Genomic DNA, 16,973 nt, shown 5'->3' with positions numbered 1-16,973 from the left:
GATGCAGCCTATGCGTACTTTATTGATTGCAGGTATGGGTGATGTCGCCCGGCGGGCCCTGCCCCGACTCGTGCAGCACTGGAAAGTGCTGGTTCTGGCACATCACGCGCAAGCGGCAGAAACCGCCCGCGCGGGCGCTGCCATCCCGATCATGGCCAATCTGGACGATGCCGCCAGCCTGGAACGGCTGGCTGGTTTGGCCGATGAGCTGTGGATAACCGCACCACCACCCAACCACGGACTGCGCGACAGCCGCACGCGCAAGTTGTTGTACGCACTGGCAAAAGCCGACAGGATACCACAGCGAATTAGCTATATCAGCACTACTGGCGTGTATGGAAATAGCGCCGGCAACTGGCTGGATGAATGTTCGCCGCCCATGCCGCAAACCGAGCGCGCCTGGCGCCGGCTGGATGCAGAAAACACCCTGCGTGCCTTTGCCCGCCGCCATGGCAGCCAGCTGAGCATTCTGCGTGCGCCGGGAATTTATGCGCTGGAACGCCTGCCGCTGACCCGTCTTGTGCAAAACACGCCCTTGATCCGCCCCGAGGAAGACAGCTTCAGCAACCATATCCATGCCGACGACCTGGCCAGCCTGTGTATTGCCAGCCTGCAGCAAAACCGTGGCGGCATCCGTGTGTACAATGCCTGCGATCAGGAACCGCTCACCATTACCGACTGGTACGCCATGCTGGCTGATGCGCTGTCTCTGCCACTGCCGCCACGGCTGAGCCGGGCCGAGGTGCAGGCCGCCGTCAGCCCGGCTTTATGGTCTTATATGGCCGAGTCTCGCCGCTTTCGCCACCAGCGCCTGGCAGAGCTGGGCGTGACGCTGCGCTACCCCACGGCACGCGGATTTGTCGCACAACTGGCGGCAAATCCGGCCTGGCAGAGCGTGGCACTCGCTAAGGCCGGCAAGATTCGGTAACATGCGCGTCTTCTTGCAATTATCTGTTTGAATCACATGGAAAATCCGGCATTCGGGCGCGCCATCAGAAGCTTTGTGCTGCGTCAGGGACATCTGTCTGCAGCTCAGCAACGCGCAATGGACGAGGGCATGCCCAAATGGGGCATTGCATATCAGCCCAGCGTCATCAACCTGGAGCAGGCTTTTGGCCGCCAGGCCCCCAAGGTACTGGAAATCGGCTTTGGCATGGGCGGCGCAACCGCCGAAATTGCCGCGGCCAATCCCGACATCGATTATCTGGGCGTGGAAGTACACTCTCCGGGGGTGGGCAATCTGTGCAAGCTGATTGCTGAAAAAGAGCTGAGCAATCTGCGCATCATCCGTCACGATGCGGTGGAAGTGCTGGACAATATGCTGGCCGATGGCAGCCTGGACGGCGTACACATTTTCTTCCCCGACCCATGGCACAAGAAGCGCCACAACAAGCGCCGCCTGATTCAGGCCCCGCTGGTGGAAAAACTGGTGAAAAAGCTGAAGCCGGGCGGCTATCTGCACGCCGCTACCGACTGGGAAGACTACGCCATCCAGATCATGGAAGTGTTCAGCGCCAACAACGATCTGGCCAATAGCGCCGATGGCTATGCGCCGCGCCCGGACTACCGCCCGCTGACCAAGTTTGAAGCCCGTGGCATCAAGCTGGGCCACGGGGTGTGGGACATCATCTTCCGCCGCAAGTAAGCCCCGCAAACAAAACCCCCGCTCCAGCGTTGCGCCTCCTTGCCGTACACCATGTACTGTCTGCGGCGGCGCGCCTTGGTCCGGGTTCTCTACGAGGTTTTGTTAGCGGTTCTAAGCCAGACCGCTTTCAATCGGCAGCAGCACGCCTGCCCAGCAAGACTTCGATGTCCGGCAGCAGCTCATGCGGTGCCACTGCCGGCTCGAAGCGTTTTACCACCCTGCCCTTTCCATCCAGCAGAAACTTGGTGAAATTCCACTTTACCGGGTGCGGGTGCGCGCTATCCGCCTGGGTCAGCCAACGCCACAAGGGATGTGCCTGCGGGCCATTGACCTCCACCTTGGCCGACAACGGCAGGGTCAGTTGAAAGCGGCTGGCACAGAAACTGGCGATCTGGGCATCCGTGCCGGGCTCCTGCCCGCCAAACTGGTTGCAGGGAAAGGCCAGCACCCGCAAACCTTGGCCAGACAGGCTGTCATGCAATTCCTGCAAACCCGCATACTGCCGGGTATAGCCACACTCGCTGGCCGTATTCACCAGTAGTACCACCTGGCCTTGCAGGGTGCTTAGCGCCATGGAGCTGCCATCAGGCAAGGGCATGGAAAAATCGTAAAGCGTGGTCATGGTGGGTTCCCTTCCGTATAATCCGGACTTATCCGAGAAACGTACTCAGGTATTGCGCATGTTGTTTTCACCCAGCCGCCAGGATGCGCGCGGCTTCTTCTTCGACACCTGGAAAAAACACCAGAACGGCAGCGTGCTGACCGATCTGGAAAAGATTGTGCTTTCCATTCTTATAGACCACCCTGAGTACCACTCCATCCTGAATCATCCAGAAAAATACCTGGAACAGGAATGGACGCCGGAAATGGGAGAAACCAATCCTTTCCTGCATCTGGGCTTGCACGTAGCCATTGAGGAACAGCGCTCCATCGACCAGCCTTTTGGCATTCGTTCACTCTACGCCCAACTGGCCCTGCGTCATGGCAACGAGCATCGCGCACAGCACGAGATGATGGAATGCCTGGGAGAGATGATCTGGTATGCGCAGCGCTATGGCGGCGGCCCGGACGTGAACCGCTACATTTCCTGTGTGCGCGGCAAACTGGGCATGGGCGAAGAGGAAACGCCGCGCATCAATCCCAACGATATCCCGGACTGAGCATCTGCAGGCTGGAAACAAAAAAGCAGGCCCACGAGCCTGCTTTTTGCATGTCGGCATCACCAAGCGCTCACACCAGGCGGTTTGCCTCCTGGCCGGCGACAAAAGCTGCAATATTGTCCACCACTTGCTGTGCCAGGCGCTGCATGGCCTGCTGGCTGGCCCAACCGATATGCGGTGTGACGATCAGGTGCGGCAAGCGAGCCTTGAGCAGCGGATTGCCAGCCGTCGGCGGTTCGGTGCTCAGCACATCAAAACCGGCACCGCCCAATTGGCCGAATTTGAGCGCCGCCACCAGCGCTTCTTCATCCACCAGTCCACCACGCGCGGTGTTGATCAGGATGGCACCGGGCTTCATGGCCATCAATTCGGGTTGGGCAATCATGTTGCGGGTTTCTTCGTTCAGCGGGCAATGCAAGGACAGTACATCCGAACTGGCCAGTAGCTGATCAAAGCTGACATAGCCATCGCGCACGGTGGCGACGCCCTTGCGCTCACCAAACTGCACCCGCATGCCAAAGGCGCGAGCACGCTCGGCCAGCGCCTGGCCAATGCCGCCAGCGCCCAGAATACCCAGCGTGGCACCCTTGAGGTCGCGAATGGGCGCGCCAAAATGGCAGAACTGCTTGGCCTGCTCCCATACCCCGGCAGCGACATCGCGCTGATAGGCCGGCAGATTCTTCACCAGTGCCAGCATCAGGGTAAACGCATGTTCAGCCACGGTTTCATCCCCGTAATGGCGGATGTTCGCCACCGCAATGCCTTGCTCGCGGCAGGTGGCAATGTCGATATGGTTATAGCCGGTGGCCGCCACCGCCAGCATCTTCACCCCGGGCAGTTGCCGCAGGGTTTCCCGGCTGAACGGCACCTTGTTGGTGATCACGATGTCGGCATTGCCCACATGCTGGACAATCTGCTCCGGCGTGGTGGCGGAAATTTCGCGATAGGCATGGGCAAAGGGAAAAGCAGGAAGCGGGACAGGCAGGCTGTCCCGGTCGAGGAATACGATGGAAGGTTGGCTCATCGGTCTGGCGTCAGCTTTCGTAAGAAATCATGGCGCGGTAGGCATGCCAACTGGCCAGCCCGAGCACGGGTATGATGACGATGAGGCCAATGAAATAAGTGGCAAAACCCACTGCAGTAAGAGCCACAATCATAGCGGCCCATACCGCCATCGTCAGCAGATTCTTGTATACCGCCTGCACGCTGTTGATCATGGCGGTAACGGTGTCCACATCCCGGTCCAGCATCATCGGAATGGCCACCACGCTGAGCGCGAACACCGCCACGGCAAACAGGAAGCCAACACCAAAATAGGCCAGCAAAAAGGTGATGTTTTCCGGAAGCAGTGCATTGACCAGCAGGCTGTCCAATGACGGCAGCGCAGCGGTATCAAAAAACAGCGCAAACATCAGCAGGGAAACGCGAAACCAGCCAAACACCATCAGCGCCAGCAAGGCTGCGTACAGGGTAAAGCCGGGCAGGTTCACCCGCCACGCGGTCATGCTATGCCACAGGCTGATTCGCTGCTGAGCAAACACATTTTCATGCTGGCGCGCCAGATCATACAGACCGATAGCCAGAAACGGTCCGGCCAGCAGAAACAAGGTGGACAAGGTAAGCACAAACTGCGGTGCGCTGTCGAAGTAGGCAATCAGCAGATAGCCCATCAGCACAAAGACAGCGCCATAGAACATGGCATCGGCTGGGGCGCGGCGCAGGTCTTTCATGCCCTGCAGCAGCCAGACCATGGTTTGGGAAACTTCAACATGATGAACAACCGGGTGCTCCCGGGACGTGCCGTGGGTAATGTCCATGACGAATCCCCTTCTGGTGGTGGGTGGGTAAACCAGACAGTTAATTCTTTATATGTCATTGATTGTAAAATACAAATAAGGAAAAACTATCCGTACACCGCGCGCTACTGGCTGCTGCTACAATGTCGCCTTGCTTGAACCAGATACAAGGAACACAGGATGAGCGAATTGATCATTGAAGATCTGACCGTGGGCGAAGGCGCAGAGGCCGTTGCCGGTCAGGAAGTCACCGTGCACTACACCGGCTGGCTGACCAATGGCAGCAAGTTCGACTCCAGCAAGGATCGCTTCCAGCCCTTCAGCTTTCCGCTGGGTGCCGGCCATGTGATCAAGGGCTGGGATCAGGGCGTGGTAGGCATGAAGGTGGGTGGCAAGCGCAAGCTGACTATTCCTGCCGAACTCGGTTATGGCGCACGTGGTGCCGGTGGCGTGATTCCGCCCAATGCCACCCTGGTATTTGAAGTGGAACTGCTGCAAGTAGGTTAAGCAGCCAGCACCATGAAAAAAGCCACTCATGCGAGTGGCTTTTTCATTTGGACCTTAGGCTCATTTTTTCAGGCCGGAATCCGCACAACACTTTTTGCGCTTGCGCAGGTACAAAATAGCCAGCACGGCCAGCAGTACGCCCACCGCAGAAAGAATGCCCACCTGGCCGCGATGTACCATGTGCATCAGCCATTCGCGCTGGGTGGCTCCGTAATGGCCAAGATAAACCCAGACCGGAACCGAAATGAGAGCGGCAAAGCCATCCATCAGCAGGAAGCGCCAGTAAGGAACACGGCGGGTCATGCCGGCGGTAATGAAAATGGGAGAGCGCAAGCCGGGCAGGAAGCGGGCGACAAACAACACCCAGGTGCCGTATTTTTCAAACTTTTCCTGTACCGCCTCAAAACGCTCTGGCGTCAGAATGCGGGCAATCGGACGAAAGCGCTGCACCTTGTGGCCATAAAAGCGTCCGGCAGCAAACATGATGCCGTCGCCAGCCAGCACGCCTGCCATGCCCACCAGAAACATGATGTCCACATCAGCATAGCCAAGGCCGGAAATGATGCCGCCGGCCACCAGCGTGATGTCTTCCGGAATCGGCACACCAAAACCACATACCAGCAATACGGTGAAGACTGCCACATAACCGTAACCGGTAAAAAAATCGAGAAGTATCTGCAGTATGTCCATAGTGCTCCGCCGACCGGCACAGTCTTGTCCTGTCACAAGATTTGGCCACGGGCTGATTGTCCGAGTGCATGATCGGGCGCTTATAATAGCACACCTCGACCTTATCCTTTCTTGACATGACACGCCCTATACGGGTGGAAATCAATCATTCCGCCCTGCGCCATAACTATCTGCAATCCCGTCAACAAGCCGGACGTCCCGCACTCGCCGTGATCAAGGCCGATGCCTATGGCCATGGAGCCCTTGGCTGTGCCGCAGCACTGGCCGATATTGCCGACGGATTTGCCCTACTGAATATCGAAGATGCCGTTGCACTGCGCCAGGCGGGCATCCAGCAGCCAATTACCCTGCTGGAAGGCCCATTCGACCGGGCTGAAGTGCAAGCCATGGCGGAATACAACATTGCCGGTGCCATTCATTCCTCTGAGCAGATTGCCTGGCTGCAGGAAGGTTCCCTGCCCCGCGCTGTCGAGGTGTGGCTCAAGATCAACAGCGGCATGAACCGGCTGGGTTTCCATCCCGAGCAGGCCGCAGCGGTGATCCAGCAGTTGCACGCCCTGCCTCAGGCGCGGCTGAGCACCATCATGACTCACTTTGCCACCGCCGATGATGCCCGCGGGGTTAGCGCGCAATGGCAGCGCTTCGCCCCGGTGGCGCAAGCCAGTGGCCTGGCGATCAGCGCGGCCAACTCTGCCGCCGTGTTCCGCCATCCGCATACCCACGGTACGGTGGTACGCCCGGGCATTACCCTCTACGGCTGCTCGCCGTTTGCCGACTGCCATGCAGCCGGGCTGGGATTGCAAACCACCATGACGCTGAGCGCCGACATCATTGCGATCCAGCATCTGCAAGCGGGTGATACCGTGGGGTACGGCTTGAACTTCCAGGCCGGCAAGCCCATGCGCATCGGTATTGTCGCCTGTGGCTATGCCGACGGTTATCCGCGCATTGCGGCCAACGGCACCCCGGTGATGGTGGCAGGCCAGCGCAGCGGCACCGTGGGCCGGGTTTCCATGGACATGCTGGTGGTGAACTTGACTCACATTCCAGCAGCCACCATCGGTAGCCGGGTGGAGCTGTGGGGGCCGAACGTGGCCATCGAAGAAGTGGCTGCCGCAGCCGGTACCATTGGCTACGAGCTGATGTGCGCCATTGCCCCGCGCGTGCCACGCCGTTTGATCTGAGCCGGTCGCTTGCACCAATCAAAAAAGCCGCTGGTTTCAGCGGCTTTTTCTTGCGCCAGGACTGAATCAGGCCACGCGCTCAATGGTGGCAGCAATCTCTCTGGCCCACTTCTCGGACAGTGTACGGTCGCTGGCTTCCACCATCACCCGCACCACCGGCTCGGTACCGGAGGGACGCAGCACCACACGCCCTACGCCGGCCAGCGCAGCTTCTGCGGCGGCCAGCGCCTCGGCAGAGGCCGCTTTCCAGTCGCAGCCATTGTGGCGCACATTGATCATGGTTTGCGGGAACGGCGTCCAGTCGCTGCAGGCCTGTTCCAGGCTGATGCCCAGTTCGGCCAGGCTGGCCAGCACCTGCAAGCTGGAGATGATGCCATCGCCGGTGGTGTGCTTGTCCAGGCACAGGATGTGGCCCGACGCCTCGCCGCCCACCTGCCAACCCTTGGCATGCAGCATTTCCAGCACATAGCGGTCGCCCACCTTGGCACGGCCGAACGCTACACCCAGCTTGTTGAGCGCCAGCTCCATCGCCATATTGGTCATGACGGTGCCCACCACGCCCCCCTTCAACTCGCCGCGCGCCGCCCGTGCTTTGGCAATCACGTAGATCAGTTGGTCGCCGTCATACACCTTGCCATGCTTGTCCACCATGATCAGACGGTCGCCATCGCCATCCAGCGAGATGCCGTAGTCGGCATGGTGTTCCAGCACCGCCACCTGCAAGGTCTTGGGATAAGTCGCCCCCACCTTGTCATTGATGTTGTAGCCATTGGGCTCACCGCCGATCACCACCAACTCGGCACCCAGCTCATGGAATACCTTGGGTGCAATGTGGTAGGTGGCCCCGTTGGCACAGTCCACCACCAGCTTCAGTTGCTTGAGGTCGCGCTCACCCGGGAAGGTGCTCTTGCAGAATTCGATATAGCGTTCGGCGGCACCGGAAATACGACGGGCACGGCCCAATTCAGCCGAGCTGTTGGTCGTCATCGGCTGCTCCAGCATGGCCTCGATTTCCAGCTCCAGCGAGTCATCCAACTTCTTGCCACCCTCGGCAAAAAACTTGATGCCATTATCCTGATAAGGATTGTGTGATGCAGAAATCACCACGCCGGCTTCCAAGCGCAGCGCCCGTGTCAGATAGGCAATGCCGGGGGTCGGCAGCGGTCCGGTCAGCAGCACATTGACACCAGCGGCAGTGAAACCGGCCTGGAGGGCGGCTTCCAGCATATAACCGGAAATACGGGTGTCCTTGCCAACCAATACCGTAGGGCGATGGTCCTTATCGTGATCCACCAGCACCCGTCCGGCTGCATGGCCCAACTTGAGAACAAAATCAGGGGTGATGGGAAACTGACCGACTTCCCCACGTACTCCGTCCGTACCAAAATATTTGCGACTCATTTCATCATCCTAGTCTTGCTGCTCAAGCACCTGGCCAGCAGCGGGTAGCTGCAACAAAAACCCCAGCGGAATTTGCGCTATTGTACCTGCCTGCCATATCCGCAGGGCAAGCAGGCCGCTTGCTTATGCATGATATTCCCGCGATGGTTTCAAGCGGCGTAGGGTTGCATCGCATCCCATACTTGCAGTGCCTGCCTGCTGGCCTTGACGTCATGCACTCTGATTATCCTGGCGCCTTGCTGCAAGGAGAGCAGGGCCACCGCCACACTGGCACCCAAGCGCTCTGCCGGTACAGCTTCACCGGTGATGGCACCCAACATGGACTTACGCGACAAACCCACCAGCAGCGGCAAGTCATTGATGGCTTGGATACGGCGCAAACCTGCCAGCAACTGCAGATTATGTTCAAGCGTCTTGCCAAAGCCGAAGCCGGGGTCGATCAGCAAGCGCTCAGCGGCAATGCCCGCATCGAGGCACAACTGCACCCGACGCTGCAGATATTGGCCGACCTCCTCCACCACATCCTGATACACAGGAGCCTGCTGCATGGTGTCCGGGTTGCCTTGCTTGTGCATCAAGCACAGTGCGACGCGAGAACATGCTACGGCATCAACGGCACCTTCATCCTCCAGGGCGGAGACATCATTGATCAGGTCGACGGCACCCAGTTGCAGCGCTGCCTGCATGACCGCGGTACGACGGGTATCCAGCGACAGCACAGCGCCGATATCCTTGAGTTTTTCCAGTACCGGCAACACCCGGTCCATTTCTTCTTGCACACTGACAGCAGGCGCACCGGGACGGGTGGATTCGCCACCGATGTCCAGAATGCCAGCACCATCGGCCAGCATGGCCTCTGCACGCTGCAGGGCGCTATCAAGCGTATTGAAACGACCGCCATCGGAAAACGAATCGGGGGTGACATTGAGTATGCCCATGACCATGGGACGGGAGAGATCGAGCTGGAAGCGCCCGCATTGAAGCAATTGCATGAAGAATTCTGCCAGATAAAAGCAAAACAGGGTGGCAGCCTGCGCTACCACCCTGCAAAAACCAGCGCTTAGAGTTCTTGAGCCGGTGTGGATGTCGATGCTGCCGGCGTGGACTCTGCCGGCTTTTCCTCCGGCTTGACCGGGAAGCCGCTGCCCGGTTTGGGCGGACGTGGCGGCTTGCCATCCATGATGTCGTTGATCTGCTCGGCATCGATGGTTTCCCACTCCAACAGGGCAGCGGTCATGGCTTCCACTTTGTCGCGATTTTCTTCCAGCAGGCGGCGGGCCAGCCCGTACTGCTCGTCGATGATGCGGCGGATTTCCATATCCACTTGCTGCATGGTGGCTTCGGACATGTTCTTGTGCGTGGTGACAGAGCGGCCGAGGAATACCTCGCCCTCGTTGTCGCCATACACCATCGGACCGAGCTTGTCGGACATGCCGTAGCGGGTGACCATATCGCGCGCCATCTGGGTGGCACGCTCGAAGTCATTGGAAGCGCCGGTAGTCATCTGGTTCATGAACAACTCTTCGGCGATACGACCGCCAAACAAGATGGCCAGACGGTCCAGCAAATAGCCACGGTCGTAAGCAAAGCGATCCTGCTCAGGCAGCTGCATGGTCACGCCCAGCGCACGACCACGCGGGATAATGGTGACCTTGTGTACCGGATCGGACTTGGGCAGCAGCTTGGCCACCACCGCATGGCCGGATTCGTGGTACGCGGTATTGCGCTTCTCTTCTTCAGTCATCACCATGCTGCGACGCTCTGCGCCCATCATGATCTTGTCCTTGGCGGATTCGAAGTCCACCATGTCGACCAGTCGCTTGCTGCGGCGGGCGGCAAACAGTGCGGCTTCGTTCACCAGGTTGGCCAGATCGGCACCGGAGAACCCCGGCGTGCCGCGCGCGATGATGGAAGCTTCCACGTCGGCAGCAATCGGTACCTTACGCATGTGAACAGACAGAATCTGCTCGCGGCCACGGATATCCGGCAGCGGCACCACCACTTGGCGGTCGAAACGGCCCGGACGCTGCAAGGCAGGGTCCAGTACGTCAGGACGGTTGGTTGCGGCAATCACGATGACAGTGGTATTGGTTTCAAAACCATCCATTTCCACCAGCAACTGGTTCAGCGTCTGTTCACGTTCGTCATTGCCACCACCCAGACCGGCACCACGCTGGCGACCTACCGCATCGATTTCGTCGATGAAGATGATGCAAGGCGAGTTCTTTTTGGCTTGTTCGAACATGTCGCGAACACGGGCAGCACCCACGCCGACAAACATTTCGACAAAGTCAGAACCAGAGATACTGAAGAACGGTACCTTGGCTTCACCAGCAATCGCCTTGGCCAGCAAGGTTTTACCGGTACCCGGCGAACCGCACAGCAGGATGCCGCGCGGAATGCGGCCACCCAGGCTCTGGTAGCGGGAAGGGTCGCGCAGGTAGTCGACAATTTCCTTTACCTCTTCCTTGGCTTCATCGCAGCCGGCCACGTCGGCAAAGGTCACGGTATTGGTGTCCTGGTCCAGCATGCGCGCCTTGCTCTTGCCAAAGGAGAAAGCCCCGCCCTTGCCGCCGCCCTGCATCTGGCGCATGAAGAATACCCACACGCCAATGAGCAACAGCATCGGGAACCAGCTGATGAAGATGCTCATCAGCATGGACGGTTCTTCTTCCGGCTTGGCGGAGAAGCGGACGTTGTTCTTGATCAGGTCTTCGACCAGTTGCGGATCATAGGGCGCATAGGTGGCAAAAGCCGAACCATCGGTACGCTTGCCCTTCAGCCACTGGCCACGCAGCGGATGGCCCTCAATGCTCAGGGACTGCACCTTGCCGGATTCGACATCGCTGATGAATTGCGAGTACTCGATCTGGTTCTGGGCATCCTGGCGTTTGTTGAACTGATTGAATACAGTCATCAGTACCAGACCGATGATCACCCAGATGGCGATGTTTTTGCCGATATTGTTCACGAGTAGCGGACTCCTCTGTGCCCTGACTTTGCGGTTGCGTATTTCATTGGTATGAATTGTAAACCCCGGGGGGGCGTATGTCAGCGTCGGCCCTTGCCCAGCAGGTAAATTTCGCTGGAGCGATCACGCGAGGCCTTGGGTTTGCGGGTAACTACCTCGTCAAACAGATCCCGCATTGACTGCAGATAGGGCTGGAAATCACTGCCCTGAAACACTTTGACGAGAAAACAGCCCCCGGGTTTCAGGTGATCACGGGCAAATTCGAGCGCCAGTTCACACAGCAGAAAACTTCTGGCCTGATCCATGGCACTCATTCCGGAAATATTGGGTGCCATGTCGGAAATTACAAGGTCTAGTGCACGACCATCCAGCAGATCGACAAACTCGGCCAGCACTTCGTCCTCGCGAAAGTCACCCTGAATGAAATCAACGTCGGCAATCGGATTCATCGGCAAGATATCCAGCGCAAACACCTTGCCTTGCGGGCCGACGATACGCGCCGCCACTTGCGACCAGCTACCGGGGGCGCTACCCAGGTCGGCCAGCACCGTCCCCGGACGGATCAGTTTGTCTTTTTCGTTGATTTCCAGCAGCTTGTACGCTGCCCGCGCCCGGTAGCCATCTTTCTTGGCCATCTGCACATACTGATCGTTAACATGTTCGCGCAGCCAGGTATTGCTGCTGGTACTTCTTGCCATGAGTTGCTTCCTGCCCATTCCACACAGCACAGCCATGCAGGCTATCCTGTTGTTTTTCAGTCTGTTTGTGACCAGAGTTTGGGCTATGCGCCAAACTCTAGTAGAATCCCGTTTTGCTTTGAAACCAAGCCTGTCCAATGAAAATCGAACTGCAACCATTCCAGCGCCAGCACCTCAAGGGCCTGGCTCAGACTCTCAGCCCGGTCGTGATGATCGGCAACAACGGCCTGAGCGACTCCGTACTGCGCGAAATCGCCATCAGCCTGGATGCACACGAGCTGATCAAGATCCGCGTGCAGGGTGATGACCGTGCTGCACGCATTGCTCTGTACGAGCAGATTTGCGATGAGCTGGGCGCGGCACCGGTACAGCATATCGGCAAATTGCTGGTGCTGTGGCGCCCCAGCGACAAGCAGCGCATTGTCCTGCCCAAGAACAAGAAGGCGCTGAAGATCGCCTCCCAATCCTGATACTGCCCTTGGGCGGTATAGCAAAAGCGGTGGCTTGCCACCGCTTTTATTTTGCCCTAAGCGGGCTTGTGGCCACCAGCGTGCATGCACCGCACACTCAATCGCGCCGCAGGATGTAGGCCAGCCCCATCAGGCTCTGTACCAGATAGATCAGGCTGGAAATGGCATGCCAGGTAGCGAAACCGCCGCCAAACAGGCCTTCTGCCGCGTGGTTCATCTGTAATTTGAGCGCCGCGATGATGGGGGTGACGGCAAAATGGTTGATCACGGTACACAGCAGCATGCCGACAATCAGCCAGAAGCTGGCTTCCTTCATGCCACGCACGCCATTGCGCCATACCGCATCCACCAGCAGGAATACACCGCACACCAAGCCCACCCAGGCAATGGCGGCAAACAGTTTGCCGGCAACCATGCCGGCCGTTACCGTGTCCAGTGAGCGGAACAAGACCGGGGCGACGATGATGCCGATCACCCACAGGCCACCGATCCAGAAGGTTCTGGCTATTGCTCGCAATCCGTCCATGCGCGCTCCCTGACTCCACAGCAAAAACGCGCGAAAGCGCGCGTTTGGTTTGTCTGCTTAGATGTATTTGACGTCCAGCACTTCGTATTCGCGAATGCCGCCCGGGGCCACCACTTCGGCCACGTCGCCGCTTTCCTTGCCGATCAGCGCACGGGCAATCGGCGAATTGACCGACACCTTGCACAGCTTGATGTCGGCTTCATCGTCGCCCACGATCTGGTAGGTCACCTGGTCTTCGGTTTCCAGATCCATCAGCTCGACGGTGGCACCAAACACCACGCGGCCATCCGCGTCCAGCTCGGCCGGGTTGATGATCATGGCATTGGAAATCTTGCCTTCCAGTTCGGCAATACGGCCTTCAACGAAGCCTTGGCGCTCTTTGGCAGCATCGTATTCTGCATTTTCGGACAGATCGCCATGCGACCGTGCCTCGGCAATCGCTTCGATCACCGCCGGGCGCTCCACGCTCTTCAGGCGTTGCAGTTCTTCTTTGAGAAGTTCGGCGCCACGCAGCGTCAACGGGACTTTGTTCATTCGGGTGCTCTCCTGAGGCGGTACCCCCGCCGTCATCAAAAACACAAGCCGCCGTACGAGACGGCGGCTTGGCTGTTGCAGTTCAATGTCTGGATTGTAACGGCAAATCGTCCGCGGTTCAAAGCTTCAACGCACAACTTGCCGTCATATTCCGACAGTCCACCACATCAAGGCTTGATGGAGGCGTGCAGTTCCTGAACGCTGTAGACATCAAACTCTTCCACATGGGCCATGCCCACGCACACTGCCTTGGCACCGGCCAGGGTGGTGTACTGCGGAATGCGCGCCTGCAGGGCGCTGCGGCGGATGGAGTGGCTGTCCTGGATGGCCTGACGTTTTTCGTCCACGGTATTGACCAGCACGTCGATTTCGCCGTTCTTGATCATGTCGACGATGTGCGGACGGCCTTCGTTCACCTTGTTGACCACCTGTACCACGATGCCGGCTTCGGCCAGGGTCTTGGCGGTACCGCGCGTTGCGCAGACGCCAAAGCCCAGGCGTTGCAGTTCGCGTGCTACGTCAACCGCGCCGTTCTTGTCGGACTGACGTACCGACAGGAACACCTTGCCGGTGCGCGGCAGCTTGTCGCCGGCGGCCAACTGGCTCTTGACGAAGGCTTCGGCAAAGCTCTTGCCCACGCCCATCACTTCGCCGGTGGACTTCATTTCCGGTCCGAGGATGGTGTCTACGCCCGGGAACTTGATGAAGGGGAATACGGCTTCCTTCACGGCGTAGTACGGCGGAATCACTTCCTTGGTGAAGCCCTGCTCGGCCAGACTGATGCCGGCCATGGCACGGGCGGCAATCTTGGCCAGTGGAGCGCCAGTTACCTTGGACACAAACGGTACGGTACGCGAGGCACGCGGGTTTACTTCCAGCACGAAGATGGTGTCGCCCGGGATAGCAAACTGCACGTTCATCAGGCCGACCACGTTCAGCGCACGCGCCATGGCTTCGGTCTGGCGACGGATTTCGTCCTGTACGGCCGGGAAGAGGCTGTACGGCGGCAGCGAGCAAGCGGAGTCACCGGAGTGGACACCAGCCTGTTCGATATGCTGCATAATGCCGCCGATGACCACGTCCTTGCCGTCGGAGATGCAATCCACGTCCACTTCGATGGCGTCGTTCAGGAAGCGGTCCAGCAGCACCGGGCTGTCGTTGGACACCTTCACCGCTTCGCGCATATAGCGTTCCAGATCGGCCGGTTCGTGCACGATTTCCATCGCGCGGCCGCCCAGTACGTAGGACGGACGCACCACCAGCGGATAGCCGATTTCCTCGGCCAGCTTCATCGCGTCGGCCGGAGTGCGGGCGGTGCGGTTCGGCGGCTGTTTCAGGCCCAGTTCGTTCAGCAGCTTCTGGAAGCGCTCGCGGTCTTCGGCAGCGTCGATCATGTCCGGCGAGGTGCCGATGATGGACACGCCATTGGCTTCCAGTGCACGTGCCAGTTTCAGCGGGGTCTGGCCGCCGTACTGTACGATCACGCCGAACGGTTTTTCGATGCGGCAGATTTCCAGCACGTCTTCCAGCGTCAGCGGTTCGAAGTACAGACGGTCGGACGTGTCGTAGTCGGTCGATACGGTTTCCGGGTTGCAGTTGACCATGATGGTCTCGAAGCCGGATTCGCGCAGCGCCAGCGCAGCATGCACGCAGCAGTAGTCGAATTCGATACCCTGACCGATACGGTTGGGGCCGCCACCCAGCACCATCACCTTCTTGCGGTCGGTGGGCTTGGCTTCGCACTCTTCTTCGTAGCTGGAGTACATGTAGGCGGTGGAGGTGGCGAACTCGGCCGCGCAGGTATCCACTCGCTTGTACACCGGATGCAGGCCCAGCGCCCAGCGCTTGGCACGCACGGCAGCCTGGTCGGTATTCAGCAGCTCGCCCAGACGACGGTCGGAGAAGCCCTTGCGCTTCAGGCGACGCAGTTCGTCAAAGCCCAGTTCTTCCACCTTGCGGCCGGCCAGGGCTTTTTCTTCGCCCACGATGTCTTCGATCTGGGCCAGGAACCACGGGTCGATCTTGCTCAGCGCAAACACGTCGTCACGGCTCATGCCCACGCGGAAGGCATCGGCCACGTACAGGATACGTTCCGGTCCCGGGGTGCTGACTTCGTGACGGATGGTTTCTTCGTTGGTGGTGACCGGGTTGAAGCCGGACAGGCCGGTTTCCAGGCCACGCAGCGCCTTGTGCATGGATTCCTGCAGGGTGCGGCCCATGGCCATCACTTCGCCCACCGACTTCATCTGGGTGGTCAGACGGTTATCGGCCTGCGGGAATTTTTCGAAGGCGAAACGCGGAATCTTGGTGACCACGTAGTCGATGGACGGTTCGAACGAAGCCGGGGTGGCACCGCCGGTGATGTCGTTCTTCAGCTCGTCCAGGGTGTAACCCACGGCCAGCTTGGCAGCGACCTTGGCAATCGGGAAACCGGTGGCCTTGGAGGCCAGTGCCGAGGAACGCGATACACGCGGGTTCATCTCGATCACGATCATTTCACCGTTCACCGGGTTGGTGGCGAACTGCACGTTGGAACCGCCGGTGTCCACGCCGATTTCACGGAGTACCGCGATCGATGCATTACGCATGATCTGGTATTCCTTGTCGGTGAGGGTCTGTGCCGGGGCCACGGTGATGGAGTCACCGGTGTGTACGCCCATCGGGTCGAAGTTCTCGATGGAGCAGATGATGATGCAGTTGTCTTTCTTGTCGCGTACCACTTCCATTTCGTACTCTTTCCAGCCGAGTACGGACTGCTCGATCAGCAGTTCATGGGTGGGGGACGCTTCAAAACCGCGCTCGCAGATCGCCAGGAATTCTTCCTTGTTGTAGGCGATGCCGCCACCGGAGCCGCCCATGGTGAAGGACGGACGGATCAGCGTGGGGAAGCCCACCTTGGATTGCGCTTCCAGCGACTCTTCCATGGTGTGGCAGACGAAGGACAACGGGCAGGACAGGCCGATCTTGGCCATGGCTTCCTTGAAGCGGCCACGGTCTTCCGCCTTGTCGATGGCGTCTTCGGTGGCACCGATCAGCTCGACATTGTACTTTTCCAGCACGCCGTGCTTGGCCAGGTCCAGCGCACAGTTCAGTGCGGTCTGACCGCCCATGGTGGGCAAGATGGCGTCCGGGCGTTCCTTGGCAATGATTTTTTCCAGAACCGGCCAGGTGATGGGTTCGATGTAGGTGACATCGGCCATGTTCGGGTCAGTCATGATGGTGGCCGGATTGGAGTTCACCAGGATGACTTTGTAACCTTCTTCACGCAGGGCCTTGCAGGCCTGGGCGCCGGAGTAGTCAAACTCGCAGGCCTGGCCAATCACAATGGGGCCAGCGCCGATGATGAGAATACTCTTGAGGTCGGTACGTTTCGGCATGTTATCGCTCAGTC

The 16,973-nt window shown here is 59.1% G+C and carries 17 protein-coding genes; 6 read left to right on the top strand and 11 right to left on the bottom strand.

The genetic code is table 11. The annotated features are described in order from the left end of the window. The first annotated feature begins 10 nt into the window (after positions 1-10). Entirely contained in the window at positions 11-928 is a 918-nt protein-coding gene (locus DLM_RS00575; RefSeq protein WP_089083138.1) for an NAD(P)-dependent oxidoreductase, read from the top strand. Between the two features lie 36 nt (positions 929-964). After that, positions 965-1,645 (top strand): tRNA (guanosine(46)-N7)-methyltransferase TrmB, encoded by a 681-nt coding sequence (gene trmB / locus DLM_RS00570; protein ID WP_089083139.1) that lies wholly within the window; start codon positions 965-967, stop codon positions 1,643-1,645. A 127-nt stretch (positions 1,646-1,772) separates the two neighbouring features. Here the strand turns inward: trmB and DLM_RS00565 are convergent, their stop codons facing one another. Beyond that, complete coding sequence (locus tag DLM_RS00565) at positions 1,773-2,267, bottom strand: glutathione peroxidase (RefSeq protein WP_089083140.1); 495 nt, start codon at positions 2,265-2,267, stop codon at positions 1,773-1,775. A gap of 58 nt (positions 2,268-2,325) precedes the next feature. Between DLM_RS00565 and DLM_RS00560 the strand changes: the two genes are divergently transcribed. Next, positions 2,326-2,805, top strand: a complete 480-nt coding sequence (locus tag DLM_RS00560; protein WP_197715478.1) for a DUF1841 family protein — start codon at positions 2,326-2,328, stop codon at positions 2,803-2,805. 70 nt (positions 2,806-2,875) lie between these two features. On the opposite strand, the gene DLM_RS00555 is transcribed toward DLM_RS00560, so the two are convergent. After that, entirely contained in the window at positions 2,876-3,829 is a 954-nt protein-coding gene (locus DLM_RS00555) for a D-2-hydroxyacid dehydrogenase (protein WP_089083141.1), read from the bottom strand. Between the two features lie 10 nt (positions 3,830-3,839). Further along, positions 3,840-4,622 (bottom strand): DUF2189 domain-containing protein, encoded by a 783-nt coding sequence (locus DLM_RS00550; protein WP_089083142.1) that lies wholly within the window; start codon positions 4,620-4,622, stop codon positions 3,840-3,842. Positions 4,623-4,781: 159 nt separating this feature from the next. Here DLM_RS00550 and DLM_RS00545 point away from each other — a divergent pair, with 159 nt between their 5' ends. Continuing rightward, entirely contained in the window at positions 4,782-5,108 is a 327-nt protein-coding gene (locus tag DLM_RS00545) for an FKBP-type peptidyl-prolyl cis-trans isomerase (RefSeq protein ID WP_089083143.1), read from the top strand. Between the two features lie 60 nt (positions 5,109-5,168). On the opposite strand, the gene DLM_RS00540 is transcribed toward DLM_RS00545, so the two are convergent. Next, positions 5,169-5,798, bottom strand: a complete 630-nt coding sequence (locus DLM_RS00540) for a DedA family protein (RefSeq protein ID WP_089083144.1) — start codon at positions 5,796-5,798, stop codon at positions 5,169-5,171. Between the two features lie 116 nt (positions 5,799-5,914). Here DLM_RS00540 and alr point away from each other — a divergent pair, with 116 nt between their 5' ends. After that, positions 5,915-6,982, top strand: a complete 1,068-nt coding sequence (gene alr / locus DLM_RS00535; RefSeq protein ID WP_089083145.1) for an alanine racemase — start codon at positions 5,915-5,917, stop codon at positions 6,980-6,982. A 66-nt stretch (positions 6,983-7,048) separates the two neighbouring features. Here alr and glmM read toward each other — a convergent pair whose 3' ends face one another. The 4 genes from glmM to DLM_RS00515 all read right to left on the bottom strand — a co-directional run bounded on the left by glmM (position 7,049) and on the right by DLM_RS00515 (position 12,070). Next, on the bottom strand, positions 7,049-8,383 hold the full coding sequence (gene glmM, locus DLM_RS00530; RefSeq protein ID WP_089083146.1) for a phosphoglucosamine mutase: 1,335 nt from the start codon (positions 8,381-8,383) through the stop codon (positions 7,049-7,051). 149 nt (positions 8,384-8,532) lie between these two features. Then, the gene (gene folP / locus DLM_RS00525; protein WP_089083155.1) at positions 8,533-9,375 is read right to left on the bottom strand and encodes a dihydropteroate synthase; all 843 of its coding nucleotides are present in this window, start codon (positions 9,373-9,375) and stop codon (positions 8,533-8,535) included. A 68-nt stretch (positions 9,376-9,443) separates the two neighbouring features. After that, entirely contained in the window at positions 9,444-11,354 is a 1,911-nt protein-coding gene (gene ftsH / locus DLM_RS00520; RefSeq protein WP_089083147.1) for an ATP-dependent zinc metalloprotease FtsH, read from the bottom strand. Positions 11,355-11,434: 80 nt separating this feature from the next. Continuing rightward, positions 11,435-12,070 carry an RlmE family RNA methyltransferase gene (locus DLM_RS00515; RefSeq protein ID WP_231960310.1) on the bottom strand — a complete coding sequence of 212 codons (636 nt, stop codon included), beginning with the start codon at positions 12,068-12,070 and terminating at the stop codon, positions 11,435-11,437. 119 nt (positions 12,071-12,189) lie between these two features. Here DLM_RS00515 and DLM_RS00510 point away from each other — a divergent pair, with 119 nt between their 5' ends. Further along, a complete protein-coding gene (locus DLM_RS00510; protein WP_089083149.1) occupies positions 12,190-12,522 on the top strand; it encodes a YhbY family RNA-binding protein in 333 nt (110 codons plus the stop codon). 97 nt (positions 12,523-12,619) lie between these two features. On the opposite strand, the gene DLM_RS00505 is transcribed toward DLM_RS00510, so the two are convergent. The 3 genes from DLM_RS00505 to carB form a co-directional block, all read right to left on the bottom strand. Next, a complete protein-coding gene (locus DLM_RS00505) occupies positions 12,620-13,048 on the bottom strand; it encodes a DUF4149 domain-containing protein (RefSeq protein ID WP_045845401.1) in 429 nt (142 codons plus the stop codon). 57 nt (positions 13,049-13,105) lie between these two features. After that, a complete protein-coding gene (gene greA, locus DLM_RS00500) occupies positions 13,106-13,582 on the bottom strand; it encodes a transcription elongation factor GreA (RefSeq protein WP_045845402.1) in 477 nt (158 codons plus the stop codon). 167 nt (positions 13,583-13,749) lie between these two features. After that, positions 13,750-16,959: a carbamoyl-phosphate synthase large subunit gene (gene carB / locus DLM_RS00495; RefSeq protein WP_089083150.1), complete on the bottom strand. Its 3,210-nt coding sequence runs from the start codon at positions 16,957-16,959 to the stop codon at positions 13,750-13,752. Positions 16,960-16,973: the final 14 nt, after the last annotated feature.

Origin of the sequence: Aquitalea magnusonii (genome assembly GCF_002217795.2) — a bacterium.
GTDB classification, from domain to species: domain Bacteria; phylum Pseudomonadota; class Gammaproteobacteria; order Burkholderiales; family Chromobacteriaceae; genus Aquitalea; species Aquitalea magnusonii_B.
The sequence above is the reverse complement of the archived record's forward strand: the minus strand, read 5'-3'. Positions and strand labels throughout refer to the sequence as shown.

Excerpts from the sequence above, each read along its gene's own strand:
- DLM_RS00575 (WP_089083138.1), top strand. The coding sequence starts at position 11 with ATGCGTACTTTATTGATTGCAGGTATGGGTGATGTCGCCCGGCGGGCC.
- trmB (WP_089083139.1), top strand. The coding sequence starts at position 965 with ATGGAAAATCCGGCATTCGGGCGCGCCATCAGAAGCTTTGTGCTGCGT.
- DLM_RS00565 (WP_089083140.1), bottom strand. The coding sequence starts at position 2,267 with ATGACCACGCTTTACGATTTTTCCATGCCCTTGCCTGATGGCAGCTCC.
- DLM_RS00560 (WP_197715478.1), top strand. The coding sequence starts at position 2,326 with ATGTTGTTTTCACCCAGCCGCCAGGATGCGCGCGGCTTCTTCTTCGAC.
- DLM_RS00555 (WP_089083141.1), bottom strand. The coding sequence starts at position 3,829 with ATGAGCCAACCTTCCATCGTATTCCTCGACCGGGACAGCCTGCCTGTC.
- DLM_RS00550 (WP_089083142.1), bottom strand. The coding sequence starts at position 4,622 with ATGGACATTACCCACGGCACGTCCCGGGAGCACCCGGTTGTTCATCAT.
- DLM_RS00545 (WP_089083143.1), top strand. The coding sequence starts at position 4,782 with ATGAGCGAATTGATCATTGAAGATCTGACCGTGGGCGAAGGCGCAGAG.
- DLM_RS00540 (WP_089083144.1), bottom strand. The coding sequence starts at position 5,798 with ATGGACATACTGCAGATACTTCTCGATTTTTTTACCGGTTACGGTTAT.
- alr (WP_089083145.1), top strand. The coding sequence starts at position 5,915 with ATGACACGCCCTATACGGGTGGAAATCAATCATTCCGCCCTGCGCCAT.
- glmM (WP_089083146.1), bottom strand. The coding sequence starts at position 8,383 with ATGAGTCGCAAATATTTTGGTACGGACGGAGTACGTGGGGAAGTCGGT.
- folP (WP_089083155.1), bottom strand. The coding sequence starts at position 9,375 with ATGCAATTGCTTCAATGCGGGCGCTTCCAGCTCGATCTCTCCCGTCCC.
- DLM_RS00515 (WP_231960310.1), bottom strand. The coding sequence starts at position 12,070 with ATGGGCAGGAAGCAACTCATGGCAAGAAGTACCAGCAGCAATACCTGG.
- DLM_RS00510 (WP_089083149.1), top strand. The coding sequence starts at position 12,190 with ATGAAAATCGAACTGCAACCATTCCAGCGCCAGCACCTCAAGGGCCTG.
- DLM_RS00505 (WP_045845401.1), bottom strand. The coding sequence starts at position 13,048 with ATGGACGGATTGCGAGCAATAGCCAGAACCTTCTGGATCGGTGGCCTG.
- greA (WP_045845402.1), bottom strand. The coding sequence starts at position 13,582 with ATGAACAAAGTCCCGTTGACGCTGCGTGGCGCCGAACTTCTCAAAGAA.
- carB (WP_089083150.1), bottom strand. The coding sequence starts at position 16,959 with ATGCCGAAACGTACCGACCTCAAGAGTATTCTCATCATCGGCGCTGGC.